The sequence below is a fragment of the Zwartia vadi genome (assembly GCF_030410375.1).
Lineage (GTDB): Bacteria > Pseudomonadota > Gammaproteobacteria > Burkholderiales > Burkholderiaceae_B > Zwartia > Zwartia vadi.
Genome location: NZ_JAUHHE010000004.1, coordinates 38,546 through 59,889, shown reverse-complemented (window position 1 = coordinate 59,889; position 21,344 = coordinate 38,546). Strand labels below are relative to the sequence as shown.

General features: G+C 52.6%; 21 protein-coding genes and 1 tRNA gene. 13 read left to right on the top strand and 9 right to left on the bottom strand.

Features of this window, described 5'->3' with window-relative positions; genetic code table 11:
• Nucleotides 1-35 precede the first annotated feature (35 nt).
• Both QWY27_RS04530 and greA read left to right on the top strand, forming a co-directional pair.
• The gene (locus QWY27_RS04530) at nt 36-794 is read left to right on the top strand and encodes an ABC transporter ATP-binding protein (RefSeq protein ID WP_290195461.1); all 759 of its coding nucleotides are present in this window, start codon (nt 36-38) and stop codon (nt 792-794) included.
• Nucleotides 795-927: 133 nt separating this feature from the next.
• Nucleotides 928-1,404: a transcription elongation factor GreA gene (gene greA, locus QWY27_RS04525; protein WP_290195154.1), complete on the top strand. Its 477-nt coding sequence runs from the start codon at nt 928-930 to the stop codon at nt 1,402-1,404.
• Between the two features lie 13 nt (nt 1,405-1,417).
• Here the strand turns inward: greA and QWY27_RS04520 are convergent, their stop codons facing one another.
• Complete coding sequence (locus QWY27_RS04520; protein WP_290195152.1) at nt 1,418-2,023, bottom strand: YhbY family RNA-binding protein; 606 nt, start codon at nt 2,021-2,023, stop codon at nt 1,418-1,420.
• A gap of 18 nt (nt 2,024-2,041) precedes the next feature.
• On the opposite strand from QWY27_RS04520, the gene QWY27_RS04515 reads away from it, so the two are divergent.
• From QWY27_RS04515 to glmM, 4 genes are all read left to right on the top strand, one after another.
• Nucleotides 2,042-2,674: an RlmE family RNA methyltransferase gene (locus QWY27_RS04515; protein ID WP_290195150.1), complete on the top strand. Its 633-nt coding sequence runs from the start codon at nt 2,042-2,044 to the stop codon at nt 2,672-2,674.
• A gap of 154 nt (nt 2,675-2,828) precedes the next feature.
• Nucleotides 2,829-4,718, top strand: a complete 1,890-nt coding sequence (gene ftsH / locus QWY27_RS04510) for an ATP-dependent zinc metalloprotease FtsH (RefSeq protein ID WP_290195147.1) — start codon at nt 2,829-2,831, stop codon at nt 4,716-4,718.
• Between the two features lie 20 nt (nt 4,719-4,738).
• Complete coding sequence (folP, locus tag QWY27_RS04505; RefSeq protein WP_290195459.1) at nt 4,739-5,578, top strand: dihydropteroate synthase; 840 nt, start codon at nt 4,739-4,741, stop codon at nt 5,576-5,578.
• Between the two features lies 1 nt (nt 5,579).
• Entirely contained in the window at nt 5,580-6,932 is a 1,353-nt protein-coding gene (gene glmM, locus QWY27_RS04500; protein WP_290195145.1) for a phosphoglucosamine mutase, read from the top strand.
• 2 nt (nt 6,933-6,934) lie between these two features.
• Here the strand turns inward: glmM and ppx are convergent, their stop codons facing one another.
• On the bottom strand, nt 6,935-8,422 hold the full coding sequence (gene ppx, locus QWY27_RS04495) for an exopolyphosphatase (RefSeq protein ID WP_290195144.1): 1,488 nt from the start codon (nt 8,420-8,422) through the stop codon (nt 6,935-6,937).
• Between the two features lie 158 nt (nt 8,423-8,580).
• Between ppx and ppk1 the strand changes: the two genes are divergently transcribed.
• The 6 genes from ppk1 to QWY27_RS04465 all read left to right on the top strand — a co-directional run bounded on the left by ppk1 (nt 8,581) and on the right by QWY27_RS04465 (nt 14,675).
• Nucleotides 8,581-10,653: a polyphosphate kinase 1 gene (gene ppk1, locus QWY27_RS04490; RefSeq protein WP_290195141.1), complete on the top strand. Its 2,073-nt coding sequence runs from the start codon at nt 8,581-8,583 to the stop codon at nt 10,651-10,653.
• A 160-nt stretch (nt 10,654-10,813) separates the two neighbouring features.
• Complete coding sequence (gene pstS / locus QWY27_RS04485) at nt 10,814-11,839, top strand: phosphate ABC transporter substrate-binding protein PstS (protein ID WP_290195139.1); 1,026 nt, start codon at nt 10,814-10,816, stop codon at nt 11,837-11,839.
• A 96-nt stretch (nt 11,840-11,935) separates the two neighbouring features.
• On the top strand, nt 11,936-12,922 hold the full coding sequence (gene pstC, locus QWY27_RS04480; protein WP_290195137.1) for a phosphate ABC transporter permease subunit PstC: 987 nt from the start codon (nt 11,936-11,938) through the stop codon (nt 12,920-12,922).
• The gene (gene pstA, locus QWY27_RS04475) at nt 12,922-13,770 is read left to right on the top strand and encodes a phosphate ABC transporter permease PstA (protein ID WP_290195135.1); all 849 of its coding nucleotides are present in this window, start codon (nt 12,922-12,924) and stop codon (nt 13,768-13,770) included. The genes pstC and pstA overlap by 1 nt, the downstream gene beginning before the upstream one ends.
• A 15-nt stretch (nt 13,771-13,785) precedes the next feature.
• A complete protein-coding gene (gene pstB / locus QWY27_RS04470) occupies nt 13,786-14,568 on the top strand; it encodes a phosphate ABC transporter ATP-binding protein PstB (protein WP_290195134.1) in 783 nt (260 codons plus the stop codon).
• Nucleotides 14,569-14,598: 30 nt separating this feature from the next.
• Nucleotides 14,599-14,675, top strand: a tRNA-Pro gene (locus tag QWY27_RS04465).
• A gap of 50 nt (nt 14,676-14,725) precedes the next feature.
• Here the strand turns inward: QWY27_RS04465 and QWY27_RS04460 are convergent.
• The 5 genes from QWY27_RS04460 to QWY27_RS04440 all read right to left on the bottom strand — a co-directional run bounded on the left by QWY27_RS04460 (nt 14,726) and on the right by QWY27_RS04440 (nt 18,670).
• Nucleotides 14,726-16,039: a hemolysin family protein gene (locus QWY27_RS04460; protein WP_290195132.1), complete on the bottom strand. Its 1,314-nt coding sequence runs from the start codon at nt 16,037-16,039 to the stop codon at nt 14,726-14,728.
• 109 nt (nt 16,040-16,148) lie between these two features.
• Nucleotides 16,149-17,090 (bottom strand): glycosyltransferase family 2 protein, encoded by a 942-nt coding sequence (locus tag QWY27_RS04455; RefSeq protein WP_290195130.1) that lies wholly within the window; start codon nt 17,088-17,090, stop codon nt 16,149-16,151.
• A 6-nt stretch (nt 17,091-17,096) separates the two neighbouring features.
• Nucleotides 17,097-17,456 (bottom strand): DUF6488 family protein, encoded by a 360-nt coding sequence (locus tag QWY27_RS04450; RefSeq protein ID WP_290195128.1) that lies wholly within the window; start codon nt 17,454-17,456, stop codon nt 17,097-17,099.
• Nucleotides 17,457-17,471: 15 nt separating this feature from the next.
• A complete protein-coding gene (locus QWY27_RS04445; RefSeq protein ID WP_290195126.1) occupies nt 17,472-18,257 on the bottom strand; it encodes a HupE/UreJ family protein in 786 nt (261 codons plus the stop codon).
• Nucleotides 18,258-18,319: 62 nt separating this feature from the next.
• Nucleotides 18,320-18,670: a hypothetical protein gene (locus QWY27_RS04440; protein WP_290195124.1), complete on the bottom strand. Its 351-nt coding sequence runs from the start codon at nt 18,668-18,670 to the stop codon at nt 18,320-18,322.
• A 92-nt stretch (nt 18,671-18,762) separates the two neighbouring features.
• Here QWY27_RS04440 and QWY27_RS04435 point away from each other — a divergent pair, with 92 nt between their 5' ends.
• On the top strand, nt 18,763-20,028 hold the full coding sequence (locus QWY27_RS04435) for a hypothetical protein (protein ID WP_290195122.1): 1,266 nt from the start codon (nt 18,763-18,765) through the stop codon (nt 20,026-20,028).
• A 5-nt stretch (nt 20,029-20,033) separates the two neighbouring features.
• Here the strand turns inward: QWY27_RS04435 and QWY27_RS04430 are convergent, their stop codons facing one another.
• Complete coding sequence (locus QWY27_RS04430) at nt 20,034-20,426, bottom strand: dihydroneopterin aldolase (protein ID WP_290195119.1); 393 nt, start codon at nt 20,424-20,426, stop codon at nt 20,034-20,036.
• A gap of 50 nt (nt 20,427-20,476) precedes the next feature.
• The gene (locus QWY27_RS04425) at nt 20,477-21,328 is read right to left on the bottom strand and encodes an SDR family oxidoreductase (RefSeq protein WP_435433445.1); all 852 of its coding nucleotides are present in this window, start codon (nt 21,326-21,328) and stop codon (nt 20,477-20,479) included.
• Nucleotides 21,329-21,344 lie beyond the last annotated feature (16 nt).

The window sequence follows — 21,344 nt, the reverse complement described above, 5'->3', positions numbered from 1 at the left end:
CTGAAACAAGTGCTACATCTCCCTCAGATCAATTCATTCAGGAGCCTAAAACTTCGCCTAAACCTCAGCAGCCCGCGCTGTTGAGTGCCGAAGGTTTGTGTGGCTGGTATGGTGCCGCGCAGATTTTGTTCGATGTCGATCTCGAGGTCAGGCGCGGTGAGGTGGTTGCGCTGATGGGGCGTAATGGCGCAGGTAAATCGACCACGATCAAAGCCCTCATGGGCTTGTTGAGTAAAAGAACGGGCCGTGTGCGTTTCACGGATCGAGACATCTCAACACTTGCACCCTATCAAATCGCTTCCCTCGGTCTGGGCTTTGTTCCAGAGGATCGCAGGGTCTTTACCGACTTGACCGTACTTGAAAATCTCGCGGTCGGCCAGCAGCCTGTCCGTTCTTGGCCCGATGCAAGCCCCGCGCCAGCCTGGACAGTTGAACGGTTGTTCGCGTTGTTTCCCAACCTGGCGGAAATGCCTCAGCGGCTGGGTGGAAAAATGAGTGGCGGGGAACAACAGATGTTGACGGTTGCACGAACGCTAATGGGAAACCCTTTTTTGGTTCTGCTAGATGAGCCCTCCGAAGGCGTGGCCCCGATCATTGTTGAGCAAATGGTGGCCATGATTCTCGCACTCAAGCAACAGGGAATGAGTATTTTGTTGTCTGAGCAAAATATGCACTTTGCGAAATTGGTTTGCGATCGTGTGTATGTTTTAGAGAAAGGCCATGTGCGTTTTTCCGGGACTTTTGGCGAGCTTGATCAACAATCACGGCTCAAGCAGGAATATCTGACGATGTGATGATTCCCGAAGGTCTCCCGACAGTCAAAATCTGAGAAGCTTGCATTTACTGCCAACTTTGCTCACAATAGAGACTTGATCACCACCCCGGCTTCGCATCGATCCGGGGTTTTGCTTTTTGGGAAAAAATACGATGGCCACTATTCCTCTTACCGCACGTGGGGCCGAGCGTTTGCAAGCTGAGTTGCATCGCCTCAAGCACGTTGAACGTCCTGCCGTGATTAACGCGATCGCCGAAGCGCGAGCCCAGGGTGACTTGTCTGAAAACGCCGAGTACGATGCTGCGCGCGAACGTCAGGGTTTTATCGAGGGTCGCATCAGCGAGCTCGATGGTACGCTCTCCAATGCTCAGATTATCGACCCGAGTGCGATTGATGCCGATGGTCGTGTGGTGTTTGGTGCGACAGTCGAGATCGAAGATCTCGAATCGGGTGAAAAGGTGACCTATCAGATCGTGGGGGATGTCGAGGCTGACATCCGCGCCAACCTGATTTCGGTATCAAGTCCCGTCGCGCGGGCCTTGATTGGAAAATACGAAGGCGATGTGGTCCAAGTGCAGGCGCCTTCCGGTATCAGAGAGTTTGAGATCGTCGATATCAAATATCTCTAATACAGTTGATGATTTAATGTTTTGGGGCAGGGCGTTTGCGGGCAGTCAAACCAGGTGCGCCACGACGCGCACCGGCCCGCAGAGAGAGCGCACTGCGACGCGGGATCCCATGTGCTGTATCCTTGGAGCCTGTCGCACGGGTACTTGGTCGTGCGGGACGGTCCCCAGAAAAGACACGCGGACGGTCAAGCTCCTCAGCGTTATCCCGCTCGGCACGGGTACGGCGGGTAGGTTTTTCAACCTTCTTTCCAAGCGCGGCGAGTTTTTTCGGTGTGTGAGGCTCTGAGGGTTTGCGTTTGGCTGGCGTGCTGGGTTCTGGCGTGGGCTTGAGATAAGTCCCTTTTGCTCCATAGCGATACAGGATGAGCATCTTGCCGAGATGATGCACGGCAGCGCAGGAGAGCGTTTCGCAAATCGTGCTGAGCATCGCGTCGCGCTCGTCCCGATCAGCGGTGCCGGCCCGGACTTTGATCAGCTCGTGAGCCGACAGATTCATGTCGATTTCTTTGAGGACTGCCTCGGTCAAGCCGTTGTCACCAATCAGGACAACGGGGCGCAGTGGATGGGCAGCGGCACGAAGAGCGCTGCGTTCGCGTGGGGTGAGTTCCATAATAGTCATAAGGTAGATTGTACGGGAATGGCCAAAAACAAATTTTCAAAAGAGTGGGTGATGCAACACATCAACGACCCATTCGTCAAATTAGCCACTCAAAAGGGCTATCGCGCCCGTGCGGCCTTCAAATTAACCGAAATCCTCGACGCAGAGAAGCTGATGCGCCGCGGCGATGTGATTGTGGACCTCGGTTCTGCGCCCGGTAGCTGGTCGCAGGTTGCGCGAGAGAGGCTTGTCGGCAAAGGAGGCGTGATTGATGGACGTATTCTGGCGCTCGATATATTACCGATGGAGCCGATCGCTGGGGTCGAGTTTATTCAAGGCGATTTCAGCGAGGACGAGGTACTTGAAACACTGAACACAATGCTGGCAGGGGCTAAGGTAGATTTGGTTATGTCGGATATGGCACCTAATTTGTCTGGCGTGGGGAGTGCGGATTCGGCTCGAATCCAGCAAATTGTTGATTTAGCCCTTGAATTTTCGCTTTTACACCTCAAACCTGATGGTGCACTGATCGTGAAGGCGTTTCATGGAAGTGGATTCTCCCAGATTGTCGAAAGCTTCAAACGTCACTTCAAACGCGTGGTTGAGCGCAAGCCCAAAGCATCGCGTGATCGTTCGTCTGAAACTTTTCTGATCGCAAAGGGTCGAAAGTAGTAGCAAAAAAGTCGGTTTCTGATCCCTCGAGGACGTAGGGGAACGAGACCGACCGACGCCCGGAACGGGGTAGAATTAGGTATAGTCAATTCGCGAAATCCCCTTTAGGCCATTAGGGTGATCGCTTGTCGGAATTACAAGCAGGAGATCGGCCTTGAACAATTCGTTTTCGAAAGTCGCAGTCTGGATGGTGATCGCCTTGGTGCTGTTTACTGTTTTTAAACAGTTTGACAGCCGCGCGCCTACCCAGGATTCGGTCAGTTACACCCAGTTTATGGACGATGCCAAGGCTGGCAAAATCCGCAAAGTGGATGTGCAGAGTGATGTGTTGTACGTCACGCCTGATACGGGCCGCCCATACACGCTGACTTCCCCCGGCGATCTCTGGATGGTCTCTGACCTGATGAAGGCTGGTGTCCAGGTTTCAGGCAAAGCGCGCGAAGAGCCCTCATTCCTGATGAGCATTTTCGTCTCATGGTTCCCGATGCTGTTGCTGATCGGTGTCTGGGTATTTTTCATGCGCCAGATGCAGGGTGGCGGCAAAGGCGGTGCCTTCAGCTTTGGTAAGTCCCGCGCCAAGATGCTTGATGAGAGCACAAACATCGTGACCTTTGCCGATGTGGCCGGTTGCGATGAGGCCAAAGAGGACGTGCAGGAGCTGGTTGACTTTTTGCGCGACCCAACAAAGTTCCAGAAGCTCGGCGGACATATTCCCCGCGGCGTGCTGATGGTCGGTTCGCCTGGTACAGGTAAAACATTGTTGGCTAAGGCGATTGCCGGTGAGGCCAAGGTTCCGTTCTTCAGCATTTCGGGCTCCGACTTTGTCGAGATGTTTGTCGGTGTGGGTGCCGCGCGTGTGCGTGACATGTTTGAAAACGCTAAAAAGCATTCCCCTTGCATCATCTTCATCGATGAAATCGATGCGGTAGGTCGCCAGCGTGGCGCAGGTCTCGGCGGTGGTAACGACGAGCGTGAACAAACACTGAACCAGTTGCTGGTCGAGATGGATGGTTTCGAGTCTGGCGTAGGCGTGATCGTGATCGCCGCCACGAACCGTCCTGACGTGCTTGATCCTGCTTTGCTGCGTCCAGGTCGCTTCGATCGCCAAGTGGTCGTTCCGCTACCGGATATCCGTGGCCGCGAACAAATTCTCAAAGTTCACATGCGTAAAGTGCCTGTTGCACAAAACGTTGATGCGCACGTGTTGGCTCGTGGCTGCCCTGGCTTTTCCGGTGCGGACCTGGCCAACCTTGTCAACGAGGCCGCCCTGTTTGCTGCCCGCCGTAATGGTCGCACGGTTGACATGTCTGACTTTGAAAAGGCGAAAGACAAGATCATCATGGGTGCTGAGCGTCGCTCCCTGGTGATGCCCGAAGAAGAGCGTCGCAACACCGCTTATCACGAGTCAGGTCACGCGGTGGTTGCAAGAATGTTGCCCAAGACTGATCCAGTCCACAAGGTCACGATTATTCCTCGTGGTCGCGCACTGGGTGTCACGATGCAGTTGCCAGAGGGCGACCGTTACAGCATGGATAAAGAACGCATGTTGTGCACGATCGCTGTGCTGTTTGGTGGCCGTATCGCCGAAGAGTTGTTCATGAATCAAATGACGACTGGCGCTTCCAACGACTTTGAACGCGCGACGGCAATGGCGCGCGACATGGTGACGCGTTACGGCATGTCCGAAGAACTTGGTCCAATGGTCTATGCGGAAAACGAGGGTGAGGTTTTCCTGGGTCGCAGCGTGACTAAAACAACCCATATGTCCGAAGACACGATGCAAAAAGTTGATCAGCAGATTCGCAAGATCATCGACGAGCAATACGCAGTAGCCCGGACGATTCTGGAAAATAACCGTGAAAAAGTTGAAGTCATGGCGAAATCCCTGCTCGAGTGGGAAACCATTGACTCGGATCAGATCAACGATATTATCGAAGGCCGTCCTCCCCGTCCACCCAAAGTCCCTGATGCACCGATGGATTCGACAGGCTCGCCTCCAAGCGGGACTGCCCCAGGCACGACTGATCCTGCCGCGGTTGTTTAAGTTTGGCAGTGCCAAGTTTGATAGCTGAACGTTGGACATGCGGGCGCTTTGAGTTTGAGCTCAAGCGCCCGATTCTTATGGGGATTGTCAACGTCACGCCCGATTCATTTTCGGACGGTGGACAGCATGCACGAACCGAGTCGGCTATCCGCCATGCCCATACTCTGATTCAAGAGGGTGCGGAAATACTCGATATCGGGGGAGAGTCGACACGGCCTGGCGCGTTGCCAGTATCTGTGCAGGATGAACTCACGCGTGTGATGCCAGTGATCAAAGCCCTGCTGCATAGCGGCGTGGCAATCTCTGTGGATACTTGCAAGCCAGAGGTGATGCAGGCGGCGCTCGATGTGGGTGCTGACATCATCAATGACGTGACAGGGATGCGCGACGAGGCGGCCCAGCGGATTGTCGCGCGCCATGGACAATGTGGCATATGCGTGATGCACATGCAGGGCGAACCTCGCACGATGCAGCAGCACCCGCATTACAACGATGTTGTGCTCGACATCAAAACGGAGTTGCTACAACAGGCGCGGATCCTTGAGGCGCAGGGTGTTGCAGCGGCCCGTATCAGTTTGGATCCCGGTTTTGGTTTTGGTAAAACAGTTGAGCAAAACTATCGATTGCTCGCCAATTTGAATGTAATCGCCAATGCGGGTTATCCTGTCGTCCTTGGCGTTTCGCGCAAGTCCATGATCGGAGCGGTCACTGGACGCCCAGTTGATCAGCGAATATGCGGCAGTATTGCTGCAGCGCTTGCAGGCACACTGCGCGGCGCACGTGTGTTGCGGGTGCATGATGTCAGGGAAACGCGAGATGCCTTGTCAGTTTGGCAGGCGGTAGAGGATGGTGAAAAATAAAATGTCAAAAAGAAAATATTTCGGCACCGATGGTGTGAGAGGCTTGGTAGGCGGTGAGGTGATTAACGCTGAATTTGCCTTGCGTCTTGGCTATGCCGCGGGCAAGGTGTTATCTGAATCTCACGTCAGTTCGAGCGGTCGCAGCGGACGGCCGACAGTGTTGATTGGCAAGGATACTCGTATCAGTGGCTACATGCTTGAGTCGGCACTCGAGGCAGGCTTTGCTTCGGCTGGCGTGGAGGTCTTGCTGGCAGGACCTTTGCCCACGCCAGCTGTGGCATATCTGACGCGGACATGGCGCTTGGTCGCGGGTATCGTGATTAGCGCGTCGCACAACCCTTACCATGATAATGGCATCAAGTTTTTCTCTTCAAAGGGCATGAAACTGCCCGACGAAACAGAAGCGGCCATTGAAGCGGCGATTGACGAGCCCATGGTGTGCGTGCCTTCAGAAAAGCTTGGCCGGGCTCGTCGGATTGACGATGCACCGGGACGTTATATTGAGTTTTGCAAAAGTACGTTTCCTTCGGATCTTGACTTAAAAGGTCTCAAGCTTGTGATTGATGCAGCCAATGGTGCGGCCTATCACATCGCCCCGCATGTGTTTCGCGAGCTGGGTGCCGAGGTACACGCCATCGGCGTTTCTCCAGATGGTTTCAATATCAACAAGGATGTTGGCGCATTGCATCCCGAAGGCCTGGCGGCAGAAGTCCGTGCCCGAGGCGCTGATCTTGGTATCGCGCTGGACGGAGACGCGGATCGTTTGCAGATGGTTGATGCCACGGGGCGCGTGTTTAATGGCGACGAATTGTTATACGCCGTGGTGCGTGAACGTTTGGCGCGCGGTCCGGTGGCGGGAGTGGTCGGAACACTGATGACTAACTTTGGTCTGGAGAAACAGTTAAGCAAGTTGGGCATCCCTTTTGAGCGTGCCCAAGTTGGCGACCGATATGTGCTCGAACAGTTGCGCAACCGCGGCTGGCTATTCGGAGGTGAAAGCTCCGGACATCTTTTATGTCTGGACGCACACACCACGGGCGATGGCATCGTGGCCGCTTTGCAAGTGCTCGCGGCGCTCCAGCGCAGCGGCGAAACCTTGCCTCAATGGCTGCAAGGGCTCAAGATGTATCCGCAAACCATGGTCAACGTGCCCTGGGTTCCGGGTAAAAACTGGGCCGATCATTCTGGACTGCAGGCCGCCAAGGCTCAGGTTGAGGCGATGCTCGGTGATCGTGGGCGCGTGCTGATTCGTGCCTCGGGTACCGAGCCAAAACTGCGCCTGATGGTTGAGGCCGAAGATGAGCGTTTAGTCGAGCAGGGCATTGCCATGCTGACAGCTGTCAATCTGGGTTGAGCTCAGACGAGAATCAGCTCAAAATCAAAACCGACTTTGCTCCACTCGGATTCCTCTCCGTGCAGAGAGAAATCGGTCAAAGGATGCGTAGCAAGCCATTTTTTGTCGACTCGGCACACAATCGAGTTGCCGTTCACGCTCACCGACAGAGGTAAACGCGTCACATCCTCCCGGCGTCGACAAAGCAACACGGCCAAACGTAAACATAGGATGGTGAGCCATTGGTCTCGACCTTTGACGAGCGATTGCGCTTTTGCAAGTTTGCCCGTGTGGACCAGCGCGAGTAAACCAAGGTGGAGCTGGTCGACGCGCGAAAAACCTGGCATGTCGGCGTTGTTCAAAATATACGCGCTATGTTTGTGATAGCCCGCTTGCGCGATCGATAAACCGACCTCGTGCAAATCGGCGGCCCAGCTCAGCGTATGGCGTAGTTCGTCTTGCTGACTGCGGTTGGGAAATAAGCTTTCAAACAAACTGAGTGCGGTGCGTTTGACACGATTCGCTTGACGCGCGTCCACGTGATAGCGCTTCATGAAAGCTGACACCGACTCATCGCGACGGTCATGAGATTCTTCGCGTCCGGCCAGGTCAACAAGTACGCCCAAACGCAAAGCACCGTCACCGGTGGTCATGGTTTCGACACGCATTTCGTCAAAAAACGCGCTCATGATGGCCAGGCCGCCAGTCAACACATCCGCCCGATCAACTTTGATCCCGGGCAGCTCATCGGTGATGACGCGCCCAGAGCGTATGAGTTTGGTTTTGAGTCGTTCCAGGCCGTCGCGGGTGATGCCGCCGGTGGTGAGTTTGCCGTCGGTCAAAATAGCCAGCAGTGCTTTTGCTGTGCCGGAAGAGCCGTAGGCGGCATCCCAACCCATTTTTCGGTAGGGTTTAGTGATCACTTCGATTTCGCGCCGGGCCGCGAGCTCGGCTTGTTTCATCCCTTGCGCATCAATCCGACCGCCGGGGAAAAACTTTTGGCTGAAACTCACGCAACCCATGTAGAGCGAAGAGGTCAAAATAGGCTCGTCGCCTTTGCCGATGATGACCTCGGTCGAACCACCGCCAATGTCGATCACTAGCCTTTTTTCAGCAGAAATGGGGAGTGTATGACTGACGCCCGTGTAAATTAGTCGGGCCTCCTCGCGTCCGGCAATGACTTCGATTGGAAAACCAAGCGCGGCTTCGGCCAGAGGTAGGAATTCCGAAACGTTACGGGCGACGCGGAATGTATTGGTGGCGACTGCACGGACACGATCAGGGTGAAAGCTGCGCAGTCTTTCACCAAAACGCTGCAAGACTTCTACGGCCCGATCGATGGCCTCTTGATTGAGGTTTTTGGAGGCGTCCAAACCAGCAGCCAGACGCACAGTTTCCTTCAGCCGATCGATCTGATAGATGTGTTTGGCGCCATTTTGCTCGGCAACCCGACCGATTGACAGCCTAAAGCTGTTGGATCCCAGATCGACTGCAGCCAACAGGTGTTTCATACAATTTAACCAGAATGCGATGTGGATATTATAAAAGGCTATCTTGTAAAAAGTTTGTCATACAGGCAGGATAAGCTTAAACCACGAAAATGCCGCTATCATGTGCTCAAAAGCATTGAATTGCGCCACTCCATACCTATTTACAGGTTCTAACCCAGATGCCCGCCAGAAAGAAAGCCGAACCCCTTTATTTCAATCGTGAGCTGTCGCTCCTGCAATTCAACGAGCGCGTGTTGGCGATGGCTGAACGGCCCGATACCCCTGCGCTGGAGCGGTTGCGTTACGTCTGTATTGTCGGCTCGAATCTGGATGAGTTTTTTGAAATCAGAGTCTCGAGTCTCAAGGCCCAGATCGCGCAGCATCCTCATTTGATGGGGCCGGATGGTCTCACCACTGAAGAGGCTTTTGAGCGCGTTCAGCAAGCTGTCCACGTGTTGGTGGATCGGCAGTATGCGCTGCTGAACGAGCAGGTTTTGCCTGCGCTGAAGGCCGAGGGCGTGGTACTGCACCAGGCAGCCGATTGGAATGCCGCCCAGAGAAAATGGGCCCGCGAAGTCTTTCATCGTGACGTGATGCCGTTGTTGACGCCGATCGGTCTGGATCCCGCCCATCCATTCCCCAGGGTTTACAACAAAAGCTTGAATTTCATCGTTCCGCTCTCTGGAGTGGATGCGTTTGGTCGCAAGTCAACGATTGCAATCGTGCAGGCTCCCAGGGCTTTGCCGCGCCTGATCAAAGTACCTCCCGCAGTATCGGGGCATCCGCACGGATTTATTTTATTAACCGGATTTCTGCGCGCTTTTGTGGGCGACTTGTTTCCCGGCATGCATATGGAAGGCTGTTACCAATGGCGCGTGACGCGCAACAGCGATTTGTTCGTCGACGAAGAAGAGGTCACCAACTTGCGGCAGGCCTTGCAAGGTGAGCTTTCACAGCGTAATTTTGGTTCTGCCGTGCGTTTGGAAATCGATCACAACACGCCTGCGCACATTGAACATTTTTTACAGAAAGAGTTTTCCCTGACGGCAGCGGATACCTATCGCGTAAATGGTCCCGCAAACGTTGCGCGGCTCATGCAGATCTGTAATATCGTCAAAGCACCGGACCTGCTGTTTCCGGAGTTCAAAGCTTGCGTCCCCGTTCCCTTTGACAGTTTGCCCGCGCGCTCTCCAGCGATCTTCGAGGCGATCTCCAAGCAAGATCATCTGTTGCATCACCCATATCAGTCTTTCAAGCCTATTCTGGATTTTTTGACTGCAGCTGCTTTCGATCCTGATGTGGTGGCAATCAAGCAAACGATTTATCGGACTGGCGAGGACTCGGAGCTGATGCACCTGCTGCTCGCCGCAGCGAAAGCCGGTAAAGAGGTCACCGTTGTGGTGGAGTTGATGGCCCGTTTTGACGAACAGACCAACATCAACTGGGCTGCTCGCCTCGAAGAGGTGGGTGCCCACGTTGTCTATGGTGTAGTGGGACATAAAACGCATGCAAAGATGGCGTTGGTGTTGCGCCGGGAAAAAGGACGTATCCGTCGTTACGGACACATGGGCACAGGCAACTACCATTTGCGCACAGCGAGTCTCTACACGGATTTTGGCCTGCTCACGGCCGATCCCAAGCTCTGCGAAGACATGGACTTGGTGTTCTCTCAGCTCACCGGGCTGGGGGAGCGTCGCAAATTAAAAATGTTGTTGCAGTCACCATTCACCATGCACAGCACTGTGATCAACATGATCCGTGCCGAAACGCGTGCGGCGCGTGCGGGTAAAAAATCTCGTATTTTGGCCAAAATGAACTCTTTACTTGAGCCTTTGGTGATCCAGGAGCTCTACAAGGCCAGTCAAGCTGGCGTCAAAATTGATTTGATCGTACGAGGTGTCTGTGCGTTGCGATCTGGTGTGGCGGGTTTGTCGGACAACATCACTGTTCGATCGATCGTAGGCCGTTTCCTTGAGCACTCGCGGGTGTTCTATTTTTATGATCAAGGAAAAGAGTCTGTTTATCTGTCTTCGGCCGACTGGATGGATCGTAATTTTTTCCGTCGTGTTGAAATCGCCTTTCCCGTCACGCAGCCCGCCTTGAAAAAGCGAGTGATAGAAGAGGCGTTCACTTACGCACTGCGTGATAATCAACGCGCCTGGCTGCAGCAGCCGGACGGAACCTACGCGTTGATTCGCAATCGTCGCGCGCCGTTTTCGCTTCACCAGCACTTGATGGACAAGCTTGGCTAATTAAGAGCTAAGATTTTTTTGAAACAAAGACTGCTTTTCTAAAAAAAGCCTGGTTTTTCCCTAAAAGTCAGTATTGTCATGAATTCGTCATTTTCGATCCTTAAGATTCGGTCTGTAGTGAACAGCTATTTACATTAATAGATTGATTGAGGATTTAAAAATGATCAAACGCGTACTGACCTCCCTGACAGCGGGTCTCGCCATGAGCGCAGCCGCCCTGAGTGTGCAGGCTGCCGATATCACCGGCGCAGGCGCCACGTTCCCATACCCAATCTTCGCCAAATGGGCAGAAGTCTATAAAAAAGTTGAAAACGTAGGTTTGAACTATCAGTCAATCGGCTCCTCCGGTGGCTTGCGTCAGATTCGCGCAAAAACCGTGACCTTTGGTGCGTCTGATGCGCCTGTCAAGGGCGACCAGCTTGAAAAAGACGGTATGGTTCAGTTTCCAGTGATTCTCGGCGGTGTGGTGCCAGTAGCCAACCTCGAGGGCTTTGCGCAGGCTGAACTCAGACTGACCGGTCCAGTATTGGCCGATATCTTCATGGGCACCATTACAAAATGGAACGATCCCAAGATCACCGCTCTCAACCCAGGTAAAAAACTGCCTGATCAGTCCATCACAGTCGTTCACCGTGCGGATGGTTCTGGCACAACCTTTATTTTTACCGACTATTTGAACGAAGTCAGCAAGCCCTGGGCAGACAAGGTTGGCAAGGGTGCCGCAGTAAAGTGGCCAGCTAGCAGCTCGGTCGGTGGCAAGGGTAACGAAGGCGTGGCCGCAAACGTTACGCGTGTGAAAGGTTCGATTGGTTACGTTGAATACGCCTACGCCAAGAAGAACAACATCAAGTACCTCCAATTGATGAATAAAGATGGTCAGTATGTGGCACCAAGCGAAAAGACCTTTGCCGCTGCCGCAGCAGGTGCAGACTGGTTCAGCGTGCCTGGGATGGGGATTTCCCTGGTTGAGCAAAAGGGTGCCGCAGCCTGGCCCATCACCGGCGCTTCATTTGTCCTGATGTACAAAGAACCTGCCAACAAGCAAGCTTCAAAAGACGTGATCAAGTTCTTTAGCTGGGCCTTTAAAGATGGTCAGCAACTGGCGCTAGACTTGGACTACGTGCCACTTCCAGATGTGTTGACCAAGGCAATCGCAGATAAAGTCTGGTCGCAGATCAAACACTAAGTAAGAATCACGATCCAAACTGAGATGTTGTGTACAGTCTCAAATCAGTCTGTCCAGGCCCTTTGGGCCTGGACATTCGGTTCTAAGGAGTAGTAGATGGGTACGCACCCAACGACGAGTGGCATGTTGGACCCGCATATGATGGCGGTGGTTAAAAAGCAGCGTATTCAGGACTTTTTATTCCACAAAGTCACGATGGTGTTTGCAATGCTGGTTTTGGTCGCCCTAGCGGCCATCTTAGTGTCGCTGATGATTAGCGCCTGGCCGGCATTTAAGAAATTTGGGATCGATTTTATTTGGACCGTTGAGTGGGACATCATCAACGAGGACTTTGGGGCCGCGATCGCCATTTACGGCACGCTCGTGAGCTCTGCGATCGCGCTCTTGATCGCTGTACCGCTGGCCTTTGGTATCGCCTTGTTTTTAACGGAAATGTGTCCGGTGTGGCTGCGCCGCCCTCTGGGCACTGCGATTGAACTGCTTGCGGCTGTTCCCTCAATTATTTACGGTATGTTTGGCTTGTTTATTTTTGCGCCGCTATTTGCCGAGTATGGTCAGCCAGCCTTGCAGTCCACGCTTGGACAGATGCCGCTGATCGGTCCCTTGTTCGGTGGCGCGATGAACGGCATCGGTCTGTTGGCGGCAGGTATCATCCTGGCGTTCATGGTGCTTCCCTTCATCGCGGCGGTGATGCGCGACGTGTTCGCAATTGTTCCGCCTATTTTGCGCGAGTCGGCCTACGGCCTGGGCTGTACAACCTGGGAAGTGGTGCGCTACATCGTCTTGCCTTATACACAAAAGGGCGTGATTGGTGGCATCATGCTCGGCCTCGGCCGCGCGCTGGGTGAAACAATGGCGGTCACGTTTGTGATCGGTAACTCTCAGCGCATCAGCGAGTCCTTGTTTGCGCCGGGTACTTCGATTGCTTCGACGCTTGCCAATGAATTTGGCGAAGCCGACGAGTTTCATTTGTCCACTCTGTTCGCACTCGGATTTCTCTTGTTTGTCATCACCTTCATTGTGCTGTCGATTGCCAAGATCTTGATTTGGCGTACTGAAAGAGCTCAAGGGGCAAAGACCTAATGAATAGCAACCTTTATCGACGCCGCAAGTTCGTCAATATCCTTGGACTGTCGCTATCCATGTTTGCGATGGCGCTTGGTTTGTTCGTTTTACTATGGATCCTTTTTATCCTGTTTAAAAACGGGTTCGCCGGTTTAAGCTGGGCGATTTTCACCGAATCGACACCGGCTCCGGGGACACCCGGCGGCGGACTGGCGAACGCCATAGTTGGAAGTTTGATGATGGTGGGCGTGAGCGTCTTGATCAGTACCCCCATTGGAATATTTGCGGGTGTTTATCTGGCGGAGTTCGGTGACGGCAACAAGTTGGCCTCTGTGACGCGCTTTGTGACCGACATCATGTTGTCTGCTCCGTCCATTGTTTTAGGCCTGTTTGTCTATGCCGTCCTGGTTGCTCAGGTCAAGCATTTTTCAGGTTGGGCTGGTTCGTTCGCACTCTCTCTGATCGCGATCCCTGTTGTTTTACGCACAACTGAAAATATGTTGCGCCTGGTGCCAGGTAGCTTGCGCGAAGCCGCATTCGCACTCGGTGCACCGCGCTGGAAAGTCACAAGCTATGTGACTTTGCGTGCCGCGCGTGCTGGCGTGATGACGGGCCTGCTGTTGGCGCTCGCTCGCATCAGTGGTGAGACCGCACCCTTGCTTTTTACCGCACTCAATAATCAGTTCTTTTCAGCTGATATGAACGCGCCTCTCGCCAATCTGCCTGTCGTGATCTTCCAGTTTGCGATGAGTCCCTATGATAACTGGGTCAAGCTCGCCTGGGCTGGTGCCTTGTTGATTACGCTGACTGTATTAGTGCTTAACATTATTGCGCGCGTCTTGTTCCGCGAACGCAACGCTGGTTAACTTTCTGGATTCTCTATGAATAGTCAAGCAAATGTAGTGTCCCTGAAAAATGCTCTTGAGGTGCGTGGACTCAACTTTTTCTACGGAAAATTTCAGGGTCTGAAAAATATTGATTTGAATATTGCCGAGCACAAGGTCACGGCTTTTATTGGTCCGTCAGGCTGTGGCAAGTCCACTCTCTTACGCGCACTCAACCGCATGTACAGCTTGTATCCCGGCCAGCGTGCAGAGGGTCAAGTCAATTTCTACGGTGAAAATATTTTGGATCCCAAACAGGATCTGAATATGTTGCGTGCGCGGATCGGCATGGTGTTTCAGAAGCCGACGCCTTTCCCGATGTCAATTTATGACAACGTGGCCTTCGGTGTGCGTTTGTATGAAAACTTAAGCAAGGGCGATATGGACGCGCGGGTTGAATGGGCGCTGACCAAGGCCGCCCTGTGGGGCGAGGTCAAGGACAAGCTCAATCAAAGTGGTTTATCCCTATCAGGTGGTCAGCAGCAACGCCTTTGTATTGCCCGCTCCGTCGCGGTCAAGCCTTCGGTTATTTTGTTTGACGAGCCGACCTCGGCTCTTGACCCGATTTCCACTGGCAAGATCGAAGAGCTGCTCCATGAGCTGAAATCTGATTACACCGTGGCGATCGTCACCCACAACATGCAGCAAGCCGCCCGCGTTTCGGACTTTACGGCCTTTATGTATCTGGGCGAACTGGTGGAATTTGGTCAGACGGACAAGATTTTCGTCAAACCCAAGCGCAAGGAAACCGAGGATTACATCACCGGCCGCTTTGGCTGATTTTTAAATTTCTGGTATATTAGCGGTCTTCGGGGCGTAGCGCAGCCTGGTAGCGCATCTGCTTTGGGAGCAGAGGGTCGTGAGTTCGAATCCCACCGCCCCGACCAGTCATACCAACGGGTTACAGATCAAAAGTCTGTAACCCGTTTTGTTTTGTTCAACTCTGATTTTGCAAGGATTGTGTCGTTGGCTCAGCAATCTTAGATGCCAAGACTTTATCGATCGTTTTTCTATCCATATCCATGATTTCAAATTGCCAGCCTTCCCAGGTGACCTTGTCGCCTTCGATCGGGAGTTTGCCGCTGAGCAGCATAAACATCCCGCTGAGGGTGTGATAGCGACCTCTTTCCTCTTCGGGCACGACCGACAGCTCGAGGCAGTCCTTCAATTCGGGGATCGGGATGTGACCGTCTAACAGCCAGGTCCCGTCGTCGCGTCGGACGGCCCAGGATTTGGATGGATCTCGAGGGGTGAACTCACCAGTAATTGCTTCGATCAAGTCTTGCAAAGTGACCAGACCGAGTATTTCGCCGTACTCGTCCACGACAAAAGCCATTTGCCGGCCTGATGAACGAAAGTTCGCCAGTAATTCCATGCCGGTGATGGTCTCAGGCACATACAGCGTTTCTTCGACTCCTTTCGCCAGCTCGTATTTTTCACCTTTGGCGATCTTTGAAAGCAATTTTCTTGCATTCACAATACCCAGCACCTGATTGAGTTCGCCATTGACCAGCGGGAACCGTGCATGGTCTGTGAGCTCAATCGTTTCAAGGTTTTTTTCTATGGAGTATTGAATGTCGAGATAAATGATGTCGGCGCGAGGCACCATCAATGAGGCGATCTGTCGATCATCGAGTCGGAACACATTTTTGACCATCGTGTGTTCATGGGATTCGATGAGACCGGCTTCTGTGCCTTCTTCGAGGACAGCCTGAATTTCTTCTTGTGTGACTTCCGGCTGGTTTCTTTCCTTGACACGTAAGATACGCAGCACAAACTTGGTCGAACCAGACAACAGTTTGACAAAGGGGCGCGTGGCCATCGCCAGAAAGGCGATCGGTCTGGCCATCAGACGTGCGATCGCTTCGGGATTGGACTGACCGAGCCGCTTGGGTACCAGCTCTCCGATCACAATGGAAAAATAGGTGATCAATAGCACAACCACACCTGTACCGAGGTAGTTGGAGTAAACCACATTCACGCCGAATTCCTGAAACCAAAGCGCGAGTGGTTTGGCAAGCGCGGCCTCACCGACAATACCGCTTAACACGCCGATAGAGGTGATTCCTACCTGTACGGTAGAAAGGAATTGGTTGGGATCCGCCGCGAGCTTCAGTGCCGCTTTTGCTGAAGCATCACCCGCCTCAGCCGCCTTTTGGAGCTTTGAACGTTTGGAGGTGATGAGAGCGATTTCAGACATCGCAAACAGACCATTTAGAACAATCAATGCGACAAGTATCAGTATGTCCATAAGGTGGCACGTAAAGCGTGCCGAAAGTAATGAAGAAAGTCCATTCTAATTTAAAACAGTCATCCTGTACCCACCGGCACCCCGAACACATCAGGCGATTGATAAAACCTTACTGTTGGTATGTTTTCCGAATGAGATAAGTGGGCCGGCGTTTTGACTCCAAATAGGTGCGACCAATATATTCACCGAGAACGCCAATGCCAATGAGCTGTACGCTGCCTAAAAATAATATAGCGACGAATAAGGATGTATAACCGGGAAGGTCCACGCCAAAAATCATCGTGCGAATGACAATGAACAGTGCATAAACAACCGTGATCAATGCACCGATCACCCCCATATATGTCCAGACCCTAAGAGGCAGGGTGCTAAAGCTTGTGATGCCTTCCAAGGCGAAATTCCAAAGTTTCCATCCTGAAAACTTGGATTCTCCGCTTGCCCGAGGCTGGCGAACATATTCGATTGTCATGGTCTTGAATCCCACCCAGGCGAAAAGACCTTTCATGAAGCGTTGCTTTTCGGGAAGCTGCTTCAAGGTGTCAACGACGACACGGGTCATGAGTCGGCAATCCCCTACGTTTGTAGGGATCTTGATATGTGCAAGAAAGTTATACGTGTCGTAGAAGGCGGCCGCACTCAATCGTTTGCCTAGGGTGTCGGATTGCCTGTTCGAGCGTTTCGCTAACACCACATCCACGTCGTGCTCTTCCCAGGTTTGGATGAGCTGACTAATTAAGGATGGCGGATCCTGAAGGTCCGAGTCCAGCGGGATGATCAAATCGCCTTGCGCCAGATCGAGTCCGGCAGTCAAGGCGGCCTCTTTACCAAAGTTTCGGGATAACTCAACAACCTTCATTCTTGGGTTGATTAGGCTCAAGGCAATGAGATGTTTGAGTGTGACGTCCTCGCTGCCATCATCCACACAAATCAACTCGAAATCGTAGCGATCAAGCTTTGCAATTTCTTGAGTCACCGCTTCGTAAAAAGCGTTTACGCCCGATTCCTCATTGTAGAAAGGACAAACGAGACTGACTAATTGTTTTGAACTCATAGGTTTTTATTGGCCAGAGTGATTGGCAGCGATGAAATTACCTGGTGGCGTAAAAAACATGTAAAGATTTGTTTTGGACTTATCCGGTGCATCAAGATTAGCAAACGAAACCTTCCATTCCTTACCTTTTTTTCCGTCTACATAGGTAATCGATTCGTGCTTGATCGGCCCCCAGCTTTTATCGAGTTTCCCGTTTTTCACTAGCGTGTCTTTGCGTTGCTGCGCGCACTTCAGAATGGTTGCTTCAGCCGCGGGCTTGGATCCGTGAAAATGGCAGCTTCCGCCTGGGTCTGCGTAGGAGCTGAGCGGTGTCAACGCAGAAAAAGAGAAAAGAGAAAAAAGCGCTGCGTGAATCAATGATTTCATGATGATTCCTTAAAATTAAAGAGTATTCCGACTCTGATCCGTCGTATTTTTGACGTCGAGATCTTCGTGCGCGTGCTGGTGCTCTTCGGTCGGAAACCGGAAGAGTTCGCCGTTTACATCGTGTTGGTAACCGTGAAGCTGTACGAACAGTAAATAGATGCCCGCCAGGATGAGAGCAAGGTTCGCTGTGTAGCTGAATTTTTCAAAGTGTGACGTTTTACGCCATAGGGATAAGGCGGCAACCATCACGGCGAGGGCCACGATTTGACCGAGTTCGACCCCGACGTTGAAGCTCAGGATTCTGAGAATCATATGGACGGGATCATCGCCAAGGGGCAATTGCTGAAGGCGGGTGGAGAGTCCAAAACCGTGTAACAAACCAAAGGCAAAAACCATCTTGAGAAGATTCGGTGAGACCATATTGAAGTGGCGCTGGAATCCTCCGTTGTTATCAAAGCCTTTATAGATGACACTCACGGCAATAATCGCGTCAACCAGCCAAAAGTTCCAGGTGATTTTGAAATAGGTGGCAAAAATTAACGTGATGCAATGGCCGATCGTAAAGACCGTGACAAACTTCACCACATCCTTGAAGGTGTTCAGAAGGAAAACGACACCGAGCAAAAATAGGAGATGGTCGTAGCCGGTCAGCATGTGACTGGCGCCTAGCCAAATGTATTGGACGTAGCCGCCGTCCAGCATGCGTTGCTTGTCTTCGTCGCTGATACCGTGCGCGAAGGCAAGCAGGGGGAGCAGGGCGAGTGACAACATTCCGAGGTGACGGGAAGAGAGAGCGCTCATTGGATTTCCTCAAGCAGTCAGATACAGTCGGGCGCAAAACATCCGCCCGAAATTGTTCAAAACTAGACTCTGGAGCGAGGAGGGCGAAGTGGGCCGTCTAAATAGACCGAAGAAGGCTCTTTGGCATGAGACACCCTTAAGGCATCTGCAATGTTGGCGCATGCAAAAGTGGCAGACTCAGAGGCGAGACCGACTGACTGAGAATAATCACTCGTGTGGTGATGCCCAGATTCCCCATTGTGATGGTCTAAGTGCGTTGAAAAAGCATCGTGGTGGTGGTGATCAATCACCTGATCGTGAGCGATGGATTGATGAATTTCGTCATTCGCAACATTAAAGACCTCCACAGCTGAGGCCAGTGAGATCTGGCAGCTGAGTAAGATGGCGATCAACAGAGACTTTAGTTTGCTCACTCAATCATTATAGGGAAATTTCAAGACCTGACCAGCATGCCCTTCTAATCAAGCTGTGAATGCTTTCCCTTTCATATCCTTATAATGAACGGATGACTGATCCTGCCCAATTGTTAAATCATTCTTGTTATTGCAAAACGCTTAACAAAGAAACGCTCCAAAAGCACATCGAGCGCGATCCTGACGTGAGCGGCATCATGGCGGATCTTTGGAAGTCCCGCCCCAACCTGTTTTCCTCAACGGTCGTGTTTATCTCTGCAGAGACTAATCGACTCATGGTTGAGGCAATCGAGGCTTTTGAGCGAGTGATCGCACTTCCTGCCTATGAGTCGCTGGCGCTTGAGCACGCACCAGCGATTGCCAGGCAACGGTTTGGACCGAAAGGTGTATTCCTCGGGTTTGATTTTCATCTGGATGCTTCAGGTCCCAAGCTGATCGAGATTAATACCAATGCGGGTGGCGCCTTGTTGAATGCTGTGTTGGCGGGAGCCCAGGAGGCTTGTTGCAAAGAGATGGCATGGGCGGATCACCCAACGCAGAGCGTGGCTGCTCTGGAGCAGCAGTTTGTCGACATGTTCAAACGTGAATGGGGTCTGCAACGTGGCGAGGCGCCATTGCGTTCGATTGTGATTGTGGATGACGACCCGTATCAACAATATCTGGCGCCAGAGTTTGAGCTTTTTAGACTGATGTTTAACAAAGCTGGTATTGATGCGCATATCGCAGATCCTGCCTCGCTGAGTTGGCGTGAGGGAACGTTATACCTGGAACAACAACCCGTGGACATGCTCTATAACCGTCTCACGGATTTTTACCTGCAAGAGCCTGCGCATCAGGCAATCAATCAGGCATACTCGCTTGGTCAAGTTGTGCTCACTCCCGATCCGCATGCGCATGCCTTATACGCTGACAAACGTAATCTGATCGTGTTTTGTCGTGATGAGTTGTTAGCGCAGTGGGGTGTTTCAGAGGCTGATCGCGCAATATTGAATCAGACCGTCCCGCAAACAACGCTTGTGCGCGCCAGTCAGGCAGAGACGCTCTGGGCGAATCGGCGCAATCTATTTTTCAAGCCGGTGGCGGGGTATGGATCCAAAGCAACTTACCGTGGCGACAAACTGACTAAAAAAGTATGGTCGGAAATTTTAGATGGTGACTTTGTCGCGCAGGAATTAGTCAGACCAAGCGAACGTCTGATTTTGCAAGACGAGGTCCTGACCGAACTCAAGTTTGATGTGCGTGCGTATGCGTATGCAGGGCGAATCCAGTTATTGGCCGCTCGCATGTATTCAGGTCAGACGACCAATTTCAGGACTGCCGGGGGTGGCTTTGCCCCCGTTGTCGTGTTGCCGGATTAAGTGGCTTATTTCGAGCGAAACACTTCAACCCCCACGCCAGCACAATCCGGATAAACGTCTGGTTTTTCCGTTGACACACGCGTGGCGTAGACCAGTGGATGCGCGAGCATGCGTTTGACGATTTCGTCGCAAAGGGTTTCTTGCAGATGAATATGCCCCGGCGCAATGATATCAGCGATGGTTTGACGCATAAAGTCGTAATCCACCACCTCGCTTAGGTCGTCCTGGCTAGGCGTATTGCTCTGAAGCGGCACATACAAGTCGATATTGACGATGACACGCTGCTCCCCTTTTTTTTCGAATTCGTGCACACCGATATTCATGTTGATCTCGAAGGCTTTCAAGAACAAACGGCGGCAATGTGTCAGGTCGAGCTTTTGGGTAGGGGAGGATGTCATTGGTCAGTTGTATCGGTCAAAATTTCAAAAAAGGCTAGGATTGATGCGCGTTACGATGTCAAAAACATCACATCACGATCTGATGATTTCAGGTGCTGGCCACCATCCACATACAGCGTCGTGCCGGTTATGGCGTGTGCGCTGGCAAGAAATACCGCAGCGGCGGTAATGTCCTCGGGTGTGGAAGACCGGCCAAGAGGCGTCATGTTGTGGGCCTGCTGGAAACCCGCCTCAGTCTGATCTCCGGAGACGAGGGTAATGCCCGGGCCCAGTCCGACTACGCGCACATGCGGGGCCAGTGCTTGTGCCAGCAGACGCGTCGCTTCGAGCAGTGCGGCTTTTGACAAGGTATAGGATAAAAAGTCCGGATTGGGGTTGATCAGCTTTTGATCCAGCAAATTGATCACGACTGCCGGATGATTAAAAGTATGTTGTTCCGTGATCCGTTCGCAGCGGGCTCGATAGAGATCGCGCGCCAGGGCGACGGGCGCTGCGACATTGATGTGCATATGTGTGGCAAGACGACCATAGCTAAAAGTCTTGGCCTCGTCATAGTCAAAGAGCGAGGCATTATTGACGACACAGCTCGGCAGCCCAAGCTCTTGGGTGCAACGCGCCACCAGAGTAGACACGGAGTCCTCGATTTCGAGGTCGGCTTGCAGTGCCACGGCGCGACGACCGAGTGCCTCAATATCCCGTATTGTTTGTTCAGCATCCGCGGCGGAGGTTCTGTAATGTACCGCCACATCCCAGCCAGCCTGAGCCAAACCCAGGGCGATGCAACGCCCCAGACGCTTTCCGGCGCCTGTGACCAGGGCAATTTTTTCTGATTGAATTGAGGACACGTTCTTTACGCCTGAGCAAGCTGGGGCGTCCCAAATGGGCACCACGACATTCGCCATATTAACTTGCCCGGCT

Coding starts and splice junctions, on each gene's coding strand:
- greA (WP_290195154.1), top strand. CDS start 928: ATGGCCACTATTCCTCTTACCGCACGTGGGGCCGAGCGTTTGCAAGCT.
- QWY27_RS04520 (WP_290195152.1), bottom strand. CDS start 2,023: ATGACTATTATGGAACTCACCCCACGCGAACGCAGCGCTCTTCGTGCC.
- QWY27_RS04515 (WP_290195150.1), top strand. CDS start 2,042: ATGGCCAAAAACAAATTTTCAAAAGAGTGGGTGATGCAACACATCAAC.
- glmM (WP_290195145.1), top strand. CDS start 5,580: ATGTCAAAAAGAAAATATTTCGGCACCGATGGTGTGAGAGGCTTGGTA.
- ppx (WP_290195144.1), bottom strand. CDS start 8,422: ATGAAACACCTGTTGGCTGCAGTCGATCTGGGATCCAACAGCTTTAGG.
- ppk1 (WP_290195141.1), top strand. CDS start 8,581: ATGCCCGCCAGAAAGAAAGCCGAACCCCTTTATTTCAATCGTGAGCTG.
- pstS (WP_290195139.1), top strand. CDS start 10,814: ATGATCAAACGCGTACTGACCTCCCTGACAGCGGGTCTCGCCATGAGC.
- pstC (WP_290195137.1), top strand. CDS start 11,936: ATGGGTACGCACCCAACGACGAGTGGCATGTTGGACCCGCATATGATG.
- pstA (WP_290195135.1), top strand. CDS start 12,922: ATGAATAGCAACCTTTATCGACGCCGCAAGTTCGTCAATATCCTTGGA.
- pstB (WP_290195134.1), top strand. CDS start 13,786: ATGAATAGTCAAGCAAATGTAGTGTCCCTGAAAAATGCTCTTGAGGTG.
- QWY27_RS04460 (WP_290195132.1), bottom strand. CDS start 16,039: ATGGACATACTGATACTTGTCGCATTGATTGTTCTAAATGGTCTGTTT.
- QWY27_RS04455 (WP_290195130.1), bottom strand. CDS start 17,090: ATGAGTTCAAAACAATTAGTCAGTCTCGTTTGTCCTTTCTACAATGAG.
- QWY27_RS04450 (WP_290195128.1), bottom strand. CDS start 17,456: ATGAAATCATTGATTCACGCAGCGCTTTTTTCTCTTTTCTCTTTTTCT.
- QWY27_RS04445 (WP_290195126.1), bottom strand. CDS start 18,257: ATGAGCGCTCTCTCTTCCCGTCACCTCGGAATGTTGTCACTCGCCCTG.
- QWY27_RS04435 (WP_290195122.1), top strand. CDS start 18,763: ATGACTGATCCTGCCCAATTGTTAAATCATTCTTGTTATTGCAAAACG.
- QWY27_RS04430 (WP_290195119.1), bottom strand. CDS start 20,426: ATGACATCCTCCCCTACCCAAAAGCTCGACCTGACACATTGCCGCCGT.
- QWY27_RS04425 (WP_435433445.1), bottom strand. CDS start 21,328: ATGGCGAATGTCGTGGTGCCCATTTGGGACGCCCCAGCTTGCTCAGGC.